Annotated in this window: 13 protein-coding genes; all 13 read left to right on the forward strand. The window is 42.2% G+C overall.

The features are described from left to right. The first annotated feature begins 51 nt into the window (after nt 1–51). The 13 genes from B5D46_RS00835 (at nt 52) to B5D46_RS00895 (ending at nt 13,094) form a co-directional block, all read left to right on the forward strand. On the forward strand, nt 52–987 hold the full coding sequence (locus tag B5D46_RS00835) for a ribokinase (protein ID WP_078927807.1): 936 nt from the start codon (nt 52–54) through the stop codon (nt 985–987). Between the two features lie 9 nt (nt 988–996). Beyond that, nucleotides 997–1,398 carry a D-ribose pyranase gene (rbsD, locus tag B5D46_RS00840; RefSeq protein WP_078927808.1) on the forward strand — a complete coding sequence of 134 codons (402 nt, stop codon included), beginning with the start codon at nt 997–999 and terminating at the stop codon, nt 1,396–1,398. A gap of 8 nt (nt 1,399–1,406) precedes the next feature. After that, nucleotides 1,407–2,651, forward strand: coding sequence for a helix-turn-helix domain-containing protein (locus B5D46_RS00845; RefSeq protein WP_078927809.1), 1,245 nt, complete (start codon nt 1,407–1,409; stop codon nt 2,649–2,651). Between the two features lie 9 nt (nt 2,652–2,660). After that, complete coding sequence (locus B5D46_RS00850; RefSeq protein ID WP_078927810.1) at nt 2,661–3,341, forward strand: 2'-5' RNA ligase family protein; 681 nt, start codon at nt 2,661–2,663, stop codon at nt 3,339–3,341. 255 nt (nt 3,342–3,596) lie between these two features. After that, nucleotides 3,597–4,562 carry a D-ribose ABC transporter substrate-binding protein gene (locus tag B5D46_RS00855; RefSeq protein ID WP_078927811.1) on the forward strand — a complete coding sequence of 322 codons (966 nt, stop codon included), beginning with the start codon at nt 3,597–3,599 and terminating at the stop codon, nt 4,560–4,562. Between the two features lie 112 nt (nt 4,563–4,674). Next, nucleotides 4,675–5,316: a DUF2291 family protein gene (locus tag B5D46_RS00860; RefSeq protein ID WP_031491928.1), complete on the forward strand. Its 642-nt coding sequence runs from the start codon at nt 4,675–4,677 to the stop codon at nt 5,314–5,316. An 11-nt stretch (nt 5,317–5,327) separates the two neighbouring features. After that, entirely contained in the window at nt 5,328–6,863 is a 1,536-nt protein-coding gene (locus tag B5D46_RS00865) for a sugar ABC transporter ATP-binding protein (RefSeq protein WP_078927812.1), read from the forward strand. Nucleotides 6,864–6,883: 20 nt separating this feature from the next. Beyond that, the gene (locus tag B5D46_RS00870; protein ID WP_031491925.1) at nt 6,884–7,906 is read left to right on the forward strand and encodes an ABC transporter permease; all 1,023 of its coding nucleotides are present in this window, start codon (nt 6,884–6,886) and stop codon (nt 7,904–7,906) included. Nucleotides 7,907–7,923: 17 nt separating this feature from the next. Then, nucleotides 7,924–8,409 carry a PTS sugar transporter subunit IIA gene (locus tag B5D46_RS00875; protein WP_078927813.1) on the forward strand — a complete coding sequence of 162 codons (486 nt, stop codon included), beginning with the start codon at nt 7,924–7,926 and terminating at the stop codon, nt 8,407–8,409. A gap of 28 nt (nt 8,410–8,437) precedes the next feature. Next, the gene (locus B5D46_RS00880; protein ID WP_031491923.1) at nt 8,438–9,841 is read left to right on the forward strand and encodes an L-fucose/L-arabinose isomerase family protein; all 1,404 of its coding nucleotides are present in this window, start codon (nt 8,438–8,440) and stop codon (nt 9,839–9,841) included. Between the two features lie 4 nt (nt 9,842–9,845). Further along, the gene (locus B5D46_RS00885) at nt 9,846–10,670 is read left to right on the forward strand and encodes a transketolase (RefSeq protein ID WP_078927888.1); all 825 of its coding nucleotides are present in this window, start codon (nt 9,846–9,848) and stop codon (nt 10,668–10,670) included. A gap of 2 nt (nt 10,671–10,672) precedes the next feature. After that, nucleotides 10,673–11,608 carry a transketolase family protein gene (locus B5D46_RS00890; RefSeq protein ID WP_031491921.1) on the forward strand — a complete coding sequence of 312 codons (936 nt, stop codon included), beginning with the start codon at nt 10,673–10,675 and terminating at the stop codon, nt 11,606–11,608. After that, the gene (locus B5D46_RS00895) at nt 11,601–13,094 is read left to right on the forward strand and encodes an FGGY-family carbohydrate kinase (RefSeq protein WP_078927814.1); all 1,494 of its coding nucleotides are present in this window, start codon (nt 11,601–11,603) and stop codon (nt 13,092–13,094) included. Before B5D46_RS00890 ends, B5D46_RS00895 begins: the two co-directional genes overlap by 8 nt. Nucleotides 13,095–13,097 lie beyond the last annotated feature (3 nt).

The following is a 13,097-nucleotide window of genomic DNA, read 5'->3' on the forward strand; positions in this document are numbered from 1 at the left end:
AGAATAATAAGCAACGGATAAACCTCCAGAAAAATAATTAAGGTGACGGAAATGGCTAAAATTTTAAATTACGGCTCATTAAATATCGATTATGTTTATGATGTGCCTCACTTTGTTAAAGCAGGTGAAACCCTATCATCAACAAGCAGAAACATCTTTGCCGGTGGAAAGGGATTAAATCAGTCAGTTGCTTTATCACGTGCTGGTGGCGATGTTTATCATGCCGGTGCAGTAGGTAAGGATGATTCTAAGATCCTTACTCAGGTTTTATCCGAAGATAAAATCGATTTCTCAAACATTGCTCTGAGAGACTGCCCTTCAGGACATACCATTATTCAGGTTGATTCAAAAGGACAGAACTGTATCATTCTTTATGGCGGTGCTAATCAGACAATCACGGAAGCCGATATTGATGCAACTCTGGCAAAATTTGACGCTGGAGATTTCATGGTTCTTCAGAACGAAACCAGCAATATCAGATACATGATTGAGAAGGCCTCTGCAAAGGGACTGAAGGTCTGCTTCAACGTATCTCCTTTTACAGATGAACTGTTAAAGCTGCCTTTAGAGAAGTGTGCCTATCTGATTGTAAATGAAATTGAAGGCGCTGCTATGGCAGGAGTTTCTGAGGACTCCGACCCATATGAGCTTTTAGATAAGCTGTGTTCCAAGTTCCCTAAGACCTCATTTGTTCTGACTTTAGGATCAAGAGGTTCTATTCTAAAGGAAGTAGGTGCAGAGCCTATTTCATGCAGAGCATTCAAGGTAAACGCTGTGGATACAACTGCAGCAGGTGATACCTTCCTAGGCTACCTAATCTGCAATATTGCAACAGATATGAATCGTGCTCTGGCACTCAAGGCCGCTACTGCCGCATCTGCTCTTGCTGTTCAGGTTAAGGGTGCAACTCCTTCTATTCCAAGAGCAAAGGATGTAATGGAGTTTATTAAGAAATCAAATCAGGAAGTCCTGACAGACAGACTATAAGGATATAAAGTGAAAAAGATTGGCTGTTTAAATTCTGAATTATCTTACGTTATTTCAAAGCTTGGTCATTTTGACACTCTGACTGTTGGAGACTGCGGTTTACCAGTTCCCCCTGGAGTTCAGAGAATTGATCTTGCTGTAACCTACGGTGTACCTGGCTTTTTTGATGTATTCAATGTAATTGATGCAGAAGCCAAGTTCCAGAAGGTTACCATTGCTTCAGAGTCTAAGACTCAGAATCCTGAATTTTATGAAAAAATCACTTCATGGGCACAGAAGAACGGTGTCGAGGTTGTCATGGTTCCTCATGAGGAGTTCAAGGCAGGCACCAAGAAGAGTGTTGCAGTGGTAAGAACAGGTGAGTGCAAGCCATACAGCAATGTTATTCTGGAATCTAACGTTTCTTTCTAGTCTGACCTATGGCTTCCGTTAACAATAAGGGAGAGGCAAATATTCTGCCTCTTTCTTATGGACTGAGTCTTTTAAAACAGCTTCTCCCTGTTCCAACTCATATCTTCAAAAGTGACAGTCATTACTATGAAAAGTTCGATAAGGGAGAGCATGATTCATGGAATGTCTTTAAGACGGATTATGAATTTCGTGTCCGGGTTGTTCAGAAGGTAAAGCAGTCAAGACTTACTATTATTGCTGACGAAAAACCTGTCGTATACGGTGGTGTCGCCTGTGCCGATGATCTGATTCTGATTATCGGACCTATCTCCATTACTGAGATTGACCAGAATTTCTGTAAGCTTTATGCATTAAAGCACAATGCGGAAAATGTTGTTCCCTTCATGTGTTCAGTTCAGAAACTGGCATCCATTCTTCTGCTTATACACAGTTCTATTACAGGTGAATACATTTATCTTAGTGATTTTCTGAAAGAAACTGTTTTAAGTGATGACATAATTGAGAATACAAACAAGCAGTTTGCACGAATTTTTTCAGAACAGAGTCAGAGTCTGAATGTCAGAACCCATAACCCAGGATTGTTTGAAGAATCTATTAAAAACGCAATCTGCACTGGCGATGTTGCAGGTTTAAAACGAGCTCTGAACTCAATTTATTCAAGTATGAGAGGAACTCTTTCAAGAAATTCTCTTAGATCCGCCAAGAATCTTGCTATTGTGGATATAACCATAGCTACCAGAGCTGCAATTGATGTGGGGCTGTCGGTTGAGGAGATGTATACCATCTCAGATGGCTTTATCATGGAGGTTGAGGACTGTAAATACGAGTCTGATGCCGCAGCACTTGCTCATGCCTGTGCATTAAGATGCACTCAGAAGGTTGCAAAATTTCTATCAGACCAAAAGACCAAAAGTACATCTCTTTATGTAGATAGAGCCTGTCAGTATATCGATCATCATGTTAACGATAAGTTTGATCTTCAGGAAATGTGCAGTAAGCTCAAGATAAGTTCAAGTTATCTGTCCAAGCTTTTTAAGCAGGAAAAGAACATGAGCATCGGTGATTACCTCAGAAAGCGCAAAATAGAAATTGCCAAGATGCTGTTACGTACAACGGACAGGAATATCAGTGAAATTGCCATGATTCTATCCTTTAACTCTCAAAGTCATTTTGGACGTGTTTTCCTAAAGGAAACCGGAATGACTCCCGCAGCCTACAAGAACTCAAAGGCTATCAGGGATTCGTTACTGTAGGAGTCTGTTATGACTGGATTTAAATACGATAGAAACTTTCTAAGAGAACACTATGACTCGATACTGCAGAAAAACTATAAGACTCTGCTTGCTGGTGGTAACGGCAGAATAGATTTCACTGACTTTGTTGAAAATAACGTCAGATCTCTTGTTGTTCTAATAAGACTTACAAAAGATGTAGGACAGAGAATTTCTGCCTGCATTGAAAGTCTTAAGAGAATTGAGCCAGATATGTACTTTTATCCTCAGCAGGATTTTCATGTAACTGTTCTTGATGTCTTAAAGGGAGAGGCAGGCAGACAGATTCCAGAGAATATATCGCAGTATATTGACGCTGTAAGAGAATGTGCAAAGAGCATTACCCCTTTTGAGATTGAGTTTGATGGTCTTACTGCAAGTGATAATGCAGTTATGGTTCGCGGTTTTTATGAGCCGCAGCTTCAGATACTAAGGGAAAAACTGCGACATGAACTACGAGCTCGTAACCTTATTCTGGATGAAAGATACGAAACATTCTCCTCCCATGTAACAATTGCTCGCCTGTGCGATAAATATTCTGAGCCTGCAAAAATTCTTTCTTTTGTAAATACTCCAGTATCCTTCGGAAAAATGCGTGTCAAATCGCTTGAAATCAGCTTTCACAGCTGGTGCGACTCAAAGAAAAAAGTCCTTTGTGAACTTCCTCTGTAAACACTTCTGATTGAATTTAATCAATATTTTTCTCAATAATGAATAAATGTCACAATTTTGGATTGAAATCGAGCATTTTTTGATCCCTTGCTCAATTTTAGGGAGAATGAAAATAGAATTATGACAAAAAAGAGATTTTTGTGATAAGTGATGCTTAAGCGTTTAAATATAATTTAGGGGTAATAAGAAACTTCTGTTGCTATCCCTAACAAAAGCAACAGCTAATCAAAGAACATACATAGTAGGAGTCATTAAATGAAAATAACAAAATTCTGTGCATCAGTTGCAATGGTGTTAGCTGCATCATCAATGGCAGCATCAGTTCAGGCTGCAGAGGCAAAGCGCCTAACTGGTGGTGGTTCAAACATCATGTATATCATCACCCCATCTCACTCAAATCCTTTCTTCAAGACTGAGGCTGAGGTTGCTTCTAAGACTGCAAAAGAATTAGGTTACACCGTAAAGATGGTTTCACACGATGATAGCCCTGTAAAACAGTCAGAGCTATTTGAGACTGCAATTTCTGATAAGGCTGCAGCTATTATCTGTGATAATGCAGGTGCTGATGCTACTGTAGCAGCTGTAAAGCGTGCTTACGACAACAATATTCCAACCTTCCTGTTTGACCGTGAAATCAACGAGCAGGGCATTGCTATCACTCAGATCGTTGCTAACAACTATCAGGGTGCAAAGGGTGCTGCTGAAGTATTCGTAGAGGCAATGGAAGAAGAAGGTGAGTATGCAGAGCTATTCGGTATTGACTCAGATACCAATGCAAAGACACGTTCAACTGCATTCCACGAGGTTATTGACCAGTATCCAGATATGAAGATGGTAGCAGTTCAGACTGCAAACTGGGATCAGAACCTAGCTTACTCAAAGATGGAGACCATTCTTCAGTCATATCCAAATCTAAAGGGTGTTATTTCTGGCAACGACAACATGGCTGTTGGTGCAGCTGCTGCTATCAAGGCTGCAGGCAAGACCCTGAAGATCATCGGTGTTGACGGTTCTAACGATGCTCGTGACGAGATCTTAGCTGGCAACATGACTGCTACTGCAATGCAGCCTGCTGCTTTAATTGCTGAGATGGCTGTTAAGCAGGCAGACCAGTACCTGAAGACTGGTACAACTGGCCAGCCAGAGAAGCAGTTAATCGACTGCATCATCATAACCAAAGACAATGCTAAGAAGTTAAACGACTTTACATTAGCTAAGTAAACCTCAATGTTTGCGCCACACTTCTGTGGCGCATTTAAATAAGAATAACTAGTTAAGAGCAGGGTGCTTTTTGCACTCATAGGGGTTTTTTCGCCTCAAACAGGAGAACATCATGTCAAAAGCTCGCGTAATAATTGCAGGTCTGGCAGTCGCTTTTCTAGCATATGCAGGCCTTTCTGCTACTGTTGTTAAGGAAGGTCAGGAAGCAACATTAACCGGTGAGGTAGCATTCGACCCAACAACCGTGGCAAAGAATTTCTGGGCAGAAAAATCAAAGGATTATTTTGAGAAGAATGCTGTTGATTTAACAACTCTGATCAAGGAAGCAGACGGTGACTTTAATTCTGTTGCCTCTAAATACGGATATTACTCAATGGGTGATAAAGGTGAACTGTCCTTTATCGTCAAAGGTTCAGGAAAGGTAACCGAAGTTAAGAACAAACTTCGTTCAGGTTATTTCTCTTTTGATTTAAACGGCAATCCTTCAGAGGACGTTAAGACAAGAATTCAGATTGGTCCTGTTTTCAAAGGCTCAGCTGTAAGAGATTCAATCAGCCTTATCAGCTACGATGATTACACCAATCAGATCGAGTGGGCTCAGGTTTCAGTAGCATTCCACGAACTTATCACCAGAGATGTTCTTTCAAAAATCAATATGGATGAACTTAACGGAAAAGAATTTGATTTCCTAGGATGCTTTACAGTAAAACCAGGTCCTCTTCAGATTACTCCTGTTGAGCTGACTGTAAAGTAGGAGCGCGGTAAATGAGCAACGAAAACGAAGAGATCTATTTACACGCTGAGAAGATAGACAAAATCTATCCTGGTACCAAAGCACTGGATCAGGTTTCTTTTGATATCAAGCGTGGCAAGGTAAACGTTCTGATTGGTGAGAACGGTGCCGGTAAATCAACTCTGATGCGTATCATCGCAGGTATTGAGAAACAGTCATCAGGTAAGCTGTACCTTCAGGGTAAAGAGGTTGAGTTCAATTCAACTGTTGATGCTCGTGAGCATGGTATTGCCATTATTCACCAGGAATTATGTCTGTTCCCTAACATGACTGTGTTCCAGAACCTTTTCATGTCATCAGAGCGTACCAAGAACGGAATTCTAGATGATGCAGAACACAGAAAGCTTGCAAAGCAGGTTCTGGCAAGACTGAATTACCCTATCGACCCTGACACCATGGTTGGTGATTTAAGAGTAGGTCAGCAGCAGATGATTGAAATTGCAAGAAATCTTCTGATCCCTAATCTTAAGATTCTGATCATGGATGAGCCTACCTCATCTCTATCAGAGCAGGAAGTTGATGTTCTGTTCAACATCATGCGTGAGCTGACCGCAACAGGTATCTCAATTGTTTATATTTCTCACCGATTAGAAGAGCTGATGAGAATCGGTGACTATGTAACCATCTTCCGTGACGGCAAGCTGGTTGCTGATGCTGCTGTAAAGGACATTGATGTACCTTGGATTGTTAAGCAGATGGTCGGTGAAGGCAAGAGCTATCCAAAGCGTGATGTAGCTGTTGACTGGTCCAAGACCAGCAAGGTTTTACAGGTCAAGGATCTTACCCTGCCAAAGAATGGTGGCGGTTATCTTCTAAACAAGGTTTCATTTGATCTGCACGAAGGTGAGGTATTAGGTATCTACGGACTATTAGGTGCAGGTAGAACCGAAATCTTCGAATGCATTATGGGTATGCGTCCAACACATACCGGTGAAGTTTATCTGAATGGAGAAAAGATCGAGATTGGTTCTGTTCCAGAGCAGATTAAGAAAGGATTTGCCTGGCTTCCAGAAGATCGTCAGCGTGACGGTCTGGTTCAGACCATGAGCATTGACAAGAATATCGCTCTGTCAAATATCTCCGAGTACACCAATGCACTGGGACTGATTGATAAGAGAAGAGAAAGTGCTGCAACTGAGGACATGATTAAGGATGTTCACATTAAGGTTGCAGATAAGGAACTTCCAATTCTTTCCTTATCAGGCGGTAACCAGCAGAAGGTGGTATTCGCCAAGGGTGCTCTGACCAAACCAAAGATCATGCTGCTGGATGAACCTTCCCGTGGTATTGATATCGGTGCGAAGACCGAAATCTTCAACCTGATTTATCAGTATGCAAAGAAGGGGGTTTCACTTCTGGTTGTATCTTCAGAGCTTGAGGAAATCATCGCTATCGCCGACCGCATTATTGTTCTGTCAAACGGCATTAAGACTGCAGAACTTACAGGCAGCGATATTACTCAGGACAATCTTGTAAAAGCTTCATATATGGGCCACAAAGCTCATTAAAGGAATTCGGAGAATAAAAAATGAATAAAAATGATGTAATTATGACCATACTCAAGGGCCGTACCCTGATTGTGCTGACCCTGTTAGTCATATTCTTTTCCTGTGCAAGTGAATCCTTCTTTACTTCACAGTCACTGCTTCTGATTGCAAAGCACGTTGCTCTGTACGGTATCTTAGGTATTGGTATGACCTATGTGCTGGTAACCGGCGGTATCGACCTTTCAGTAGGTTCTGTAGTTGGTTTATCCGGTATGATTGCAGGTTTACTGATTAATCATGGTTTCACCATGTTTGGTTACACCTTCTACTTCTCAATTCCAGTAATCGTACTGATTGCTATCTTTATCGGTGTGATAGTAGGTCTTATCAACGGTATCATCATCACCAAGTTTGCTGTTGCTCCATTTATTGCAACCCTAGGTATGATGTATGTTGCTCGTGGTGCCGCAAACCTAACCTCTAACGGTGCAACCTTCCCTAACCTTGTAGGTAAAGAAGCTTTAGGCAATACAGGTTTTGAAATCTTCGGCCGTGATATTGCAGGTTTCCCTGTAGCTGTAATGATTCTAATTATCATTGCAATCATTGCTGCAGTTATTCTTCGTAAGACTCCTTTCGGCTGGCATATCCTTGCAATCGGTGGTAACGAGCGCGCTGCAAAGCTTTCAGGTGTTCATGTAGATAACGACAAGATCCTGGTTTACATGTTCTCTGGTGCATGTGCTGCAATTGTAGGTATTATCGCTACCTCTCAGCTGGTTGCTTCCCACCCAATGACCGGTAACACATGGGAAATGAACGCTATTGCTGCTGCTGTTTTAGGCGGTACATCTCTAATGGGCGGTGTTGGAACCATCGTTGGTACAGTAATCGGTGCCTTCATTATCGGCGTTATCTCAGACGGTATGGTTATGTGCGGTGTTTCAGAGTTCTGGCAGATGATCATCAAGGGCCTTGTAATTGTTCTTGCAGTTATCATCGATCAGTACCAGCGTTCTCTACAGGCTCGCATGGCTCTACAGGCAAGAAACGAGAACAAGTAAACACAAGGTGGCGAGATATGTTTTTTAATGAAAAAGGCGAGGAAATCCTCGCCGCCTTAAGCGGAAATGTAATTTCAATCACTGATGTTGAAAGTCCTATTTTCGCAGGAAAGGTAGTAGGCGACGGTGTTGCGATTGTTCCATATGACGGACTTGCTGTGGCACCTATTTCAGGAGTCGTATCTTTTGTCGGAGAACAGAAGCATACCTACGGTATTACAGGCTTTGACGGAACAGAGGTTCTGATTCATCTTGGCATCGGTACAGTTGAGCTTAAGGGTGAAGGTTTTACTCCTTATGTCCAGAAGGGAGATAGAGTAAATGCTGGTGATCCAATCTGCAATGTGAACTGGAATCTGGTAAAGGAGAGAAATCTTGATATTACCTCACCTGTTGTTATTACTTCAGGTTCAATGGAAAAGATAAAAAGACTGACTGTACTTCAGGGACTTGCACAGGCAGGTAAGACAGCCTGCATGCGATATGTACCTGTAAAAAAATAAATTTTTCAAACAAATAAAAGGATCAATCATGACAGCTAAGATTAAGCTTGGTTTTGTACCAACAAGAAGAAGTGTGTTCAGTGCTCCAGATGCTCTTAAATACAGAGATCTGACAGCAGCTCGTATGAAGGAACTTGGTATCGATTTTGTAGACATCAAGGATATCAATCCTGAAGGTCTGCTGTTTGCTGATGAGGATGTAGCAAAGATTGCAGCCAAATTCAGAAAGGAAGGCGTTGACGGAATCATTCTGGCACACTGCAACTTCGGTACAGAATATGTCTGTGCAAGACTAGCTAAGGAGCTTAATCTTCCTGTGCTGCTATGGGGACCTTTGGATGAGCGCCCTCTTCCTGACGGTCGCAGACTGCGTGATACACAGTGCGGTCTGTTCGCAACTGGTAAGGTACTGCGCAGATTCCAGGTAAAGTTTACCTATCTGACCAACTGTCGTCTGTCAGATCCTGTCTTTGAGCGCGGCCTGCGTGACTTTATGGCTGTATGTAACGTTGTAAAGACATTCAGACATATCCGTATCCTTCAGATGGGACCTCGTCCTTTCGATTTCTGGACTACCATGTGCAATGAAGGTGAGTTACTGGAGAAGTTCAACATTCAGCTGTCTCCTATACCTCTGCCAGAGCTTTTAGCTGAAGTCCGCAGAATTCGTGACGGTAACGGAGCCAAGGAAGAGCTTGAGATCCTTCATGACAAGACAGTTATCAAGATTTCCGAACCAAAGGTTGAGACTGTGGCTGCACTTGCAAGAGCAATGCGCAATCTGATTGAAAAGTATGGCTGTCAGGCTGGTGCCATCCAGTGCTGGACTGCACTTCAGGGCGAGCTTGGAATCATGCCTTGTGCAGCAAACTCAATCCTTAACGATTTAGGCATTCCAGTTGTCTGTGAGACTGATATTCATGGCGCAATTACAGCCCTGATGGCAGAAGCTGCCGTTATGAATGAATCTCGAAGCTTCTTTGCTGACTGGACAGTACGCCACCCAGATAATCCAAACGGTGAACTGCTGCAGCACTGTGGTCCTTGGCCAATTTCAATTGCCAAGGAAAAGCCTGAATTAACCTGTCCAATCGCTTTTGATGATGAAGGTTCTCTATCTGCAGAGGCTAAAGCAGGTAAAGAGCTGACACTTACAAGATTCGATGGCGACAACGGAGAGTATTCTCTGCTGCTTGGTAATGCCAAGAGTGTAGAAGGCCCTAAGATTCTGGGAACCTATATGTGGGTTGAGGTTGAGAATATCAAACGCCTTGAGGAAAAGGTTGTAACCGGACCATATATTCACCACTGTGTAGGTGTCTACAAGAATGTTGTTCCTATTCTCTATGAGGCATGTAAGTACATCGGTATCAAGGCAGATCTGTACGATCCGATTGAAGAACAGGTGAAGGCATATCTACGTGGAGAATAATGAAATGAAAGAATTAAGAAAACTGGCATATAGACTTCGCCAGGATGTCGTTGACATGATCGTCAACGGTAAAGGCGGACATATCGGTGGTGATATGTCTGTCATGGATGTTCTGGTTACTCTTTATTTCAAAGAGATGAACATTACAAAAGAAAACTTTAATACAAAGAATCATGACCATTTCATTATGAGTAAAGGTCATTCTGTAGAGTCATTATATGCAGTTCTAGCTGAGAAGGGATTCTTCTCAAGAGAGACTTTATTAAAGGAATTCAGTCAGTTCGGTTCAAAGTTTATCGGTCATCCAAACAATAAACTGCCAGGCATTGAAATGAATTCAGGTGCCTTAGGTCACGGTCTTCCTGTAGCAGTAGGCATGGCAATCGCAGAGAGAATGAATAAGAGCAGTAACCGTGTTTATGTTGTCATGGGCGATGGCGAGCTTGCTGAAGGTTCAGTATGGGAAGGCGCAATGGCCGGTGCCAATTACAGACTTGATAATCTGTGCGCTGTTCTTGATAGAAACCGTCTGCAGATTTCAGGTTCAACTGAAGATGTTATGGCACTGGATGATCTTCATCGCAAGTGGGACAGCTTTGGCTGGCATGTAATTGATGTCTCAGATGGCAATGATATTGAAAAGCTTTCCGCTGCTTTTGAAGAAGCCCGTATTGTTAAAGGCAAACCAACAGTTCTGATCGCCAATACAGTCAAGGGTAAAGGTTCTCCTGTAATGGAAAACAAGGCTTCATGGCATCACCATGTTCCAAATGAAGAAGAATACAGACAGATCATGAGTGATTTGAAAGCTAGAGCAGAGGAGGACTAACTATGGCTAATATTGCAAATAAACAGATGATCTGTGATGTCTTAATGGAAGCAGCCCAGAAGGATAAGGATATTGTTGTACTTTGCTCTGATTCAAGAGGTAGTGCCTCAGCAACTCCATTTGCCAATGCCTTTCCTGAGCAGTTTGTTGAAGTAGGTATTGCCGAGCAGGATCTTGTAGGTATTGCAGCCGGTATGGCCAGGGTTGGCAAAAGAACCTTCCCTATGTCTCCTGCCTGTTTTATCACTGCCCGTTCATATGAACAGTGCAAGGTTGATGTTGCCTACTCTCATACCAATGTAAAGCTTGTTGGCATTTCCGGCGGTGTAAGTTATGGCGCTTTAGGTATGTCTCATCACTCAGCACAGGATATTGCATGCATGTCATCAATTCCTGGCATGAGAGTATATCTGCCATCAGACTGCAATCAGACAAGAAAGCTGATGGAAGTTCTGGTTAAGGATAATGAGCCTGCCTACATTCGTGTAGGAAGAAATGCAGTTGAGCCTGTATACAGCGAAGATAATGTTCCTTTTGAGATGGATAAGGCTACCTGGGTATGCAAGGGTGAAGATGTTGCAATTGTTGCCTGCGGTGAGATGGTTCTGTATGCAAAACAGGCTGCAGAAATCCTGAAGAAGAAAGGCATCAGCGCAACTGTTCTTGATATGTACTGCGTAAAACCTTTTGATAAGGCTGCTGTAATTGAAGCTGCAAAGAATGCTAAAGCAGTAATTTCAGTTGAAGAGCATTCTCCTTTTGGCGGTTTAGGTTCAATGGTAGCTCAGACAGTTTCAGAGAACTGCCCTAAGAAATGTGTAACTATGTCTTTACCTGATGAACCTGTTATTACAGGTAATTCAAAGGAAGTCTTTGCCTACTACAAACTAACCGGTGAAGGTATTGCAGCTAAGGCAGAGGAACTGCTAAATGACTAAAGATGTCTATGTACTGGGCATCGATCAGAGTACGCAGGGTACCAAAGCCCTGCTCTTTGATGCTCAGGGAAAACTTGTTGATAAGGCAACTCTTCCTCACAGACAGATTATCAATGAACTAGGCTATGTTGAGCACGATCTTAATGAGATTGCAGCTAATGTAATCGGTGTCGTAAAGGCTCTTATTGATAGGGATCCTAAACGTTCCGAGAAAATTGCAACTGTTGGTCTGTCTGTACAGCGTGAAACCGTTGGAGCCTGGAGAAAATCCACTTTAGAGCCTCTCTATAATGCGATTGTCTGGCAGTGTGCTCGCGGTGCTGAGTTTGTATCACGTCCTGAAGTTAAGTCTAAGGCTGACAGAATCCGCCAGATTACAGGTCTTGAGTTGTCAGAGTATTTCTCAGCGGCAAAAATAACCTGGCTTGTAGACAATGTGCCTGCTCTTAAGGAGTGTGCTGACAGGAAGGATTTATGTATTGGCAACATGGATTCTTTCCTGATTTCCTTTTTAACTCATGGAAAAAACTTTGCTACAGAGCCTTCAAACGCATCAAGAACTCAGCTGATGGATCTTAAGAAAATATGCTGGTCTGAGGAGTTATGTTCTCTGTTTAAAGTTCCTTTAGAAGCACTTCCAGAGATTAAGGATTCAGATTCTGAGTTCGGTTTAACTGACTTTAATGGTCTTTTAAAACATCAGATCCCAATTCATGCCGCAATCGGTGATTCTCAGGGCGCACTGTTCGGACATGGATGCAGCAAACCTGGACAGGTTAAGACAACCTATGGTACCGGCTCATCAATTATGATGAACAGCGGTTCTGAGGTTTCTTCATGCGAAAAAGGAATTGTAAATTCTGTTGGCTGGAGACGGCGAGGCAGTACAACTTATGTGCTTGAGGGTAATATCAATTACTCAGCGGGTATCATAAGCTATCTTAAGGATGATATGCAGCTTATCAGTGACCCTAAAGAAACAGAAGAACTTGCAAGAGCTGCCAATCCAAATGACAGATGCTATTTTGTTCCAGCGCTATCAGGGTTAGGTGCTCCATATTTTAACGGTAATGTAAGAGGTTCTATTCTTGGAATCAGCAGACTTACCGGTAAAAATGAAATCGTAAGAGCTGCTCTTGATTCTATTGCCTATCAGGTAAACGATATTATTACCCTGATAAGAAGATCTTCTGATGTTGAGGTAACTCAGCTTTGCGTGGACGGCGGTGCTACATCAAATAAATATCTGATGCAGTTTCAGGCTGATCTTTTAAGACTTCCTTTAAAGGTTCCTGCTGTTGCAGAACTTTCAGGAATGGGAGCAGCCTTCATGGCTGCAATTGCTCAAGGAATCTACTCTGAAAATATACTAAGTGAGGATAGATTTGAGAATTCCTATATTCCAAAAGCTGATAAGAATGAAATAGATGCAAAGGTTGAAGGATGGCATAAAGCCATAAATTCAACTATAGGATATGGGATTTAATGG

Source organism: Succinivibrio dextrinosolvens DSM 3072 (genome assembly GCF_900167015.1).
GTDB lineage: Bacteria > Pseudomonadota > Gammaproteobacteria > Enterobacterales > Succinivibrionaceae > Succinivibrio > Succinivibrio dextrinosolvens.

What these genes read in the sequence shown, in the direction of transcription:
- B5D46_RS00895 (WP_078927814.1), top strand. Translation starts at nt 11,601, where the DNA reads ATGACTAAAGATGTCTATGTACTGGGCATCGATCAGAGTACGCAGGGT.
- B5D46_RS00850 (WP_078927810.1), top strand. Translation starts at nt 2,661, where the DNA reads ATGACTGGATTTAAATACGATAGAAACTTTCTAAGAGAACACTATGAC.
- B5D46_RS00865 (WP_078927812.1), top strand. Translation starts at nt 5,328, where the DNA reads ATGAGCAACGAAAACGAAGAGATCTATTTACACGCTGAGAAGATAGAC.
- B5D46_RS00880 (WP_031491923.1), top strand. Translation starts at nt 8,438, where the DNA reads ATGACAGCTAAGATTAAGCTTGGTTTTGTACCAACAAGAAGAAGTGTG.
- B5D46_RS00835 (WP_078927807.1), top strand. Translation starts at nt 52, where the DNA reads ATGGCTAAAATTTTAAATTACGGCTCATTAAATATCGATTATGTTTAT.
- B5D46_RS00855 (WP_078927811.1), top strand. Translation starts at nt 3,597, where the DNA reads ATGAAAATAACAAAATTCTGTGCATCAGTTGCAATGGTGTTAGCTGCA.
- B5D46_RS00890 (WP_031491921.1), top strand. Translation starts at nt 10,673, where the DNA reads ATGGCTAATATTGCAAATAAACAGATGATCTGTGATGTCTTAATGGAA.
- B5D46_RS00885 (WP_078927888.1), top strand. Translation starts at nt 9,846, where the DNA reads ATGAAAGAATTAAGAAAACTGGCATATAGACTTCGCCAGGATGTCGTT.
- B5D46_RS00845 (WP_078927809.1), top strand. Translation starts at nt 1,407, where the DNA reads ATGGCTTCCGTTAACAATAAGGGAGAGGCAAATATTCTGCCTCTTTCT.
- B5D46_RS00870 (WP_031491925.1), top strand. Translation starts at nt 6,884, where the DNA reads ATGAATAAAAATGATGTAATTATGACCATACTCAAGGGCCGTACCCTG.
- B5D46_RS00875 (WP_078927813.1), top strand. Translation starts at nt 7,924, where the DNA reads ATGTTTTTTAATGAAAAAGGCGAGGAAATCCTCGCCGCCTTAAGCGGA.
- B5D46_RS00860 (WP_031491928.1), top strand. Translation starts at nt 4,675, where the DNA reads ATGTCAAAAGCTCGCGTAATAATTGCAGGTCTGGCAGTCGCTTTTCTA.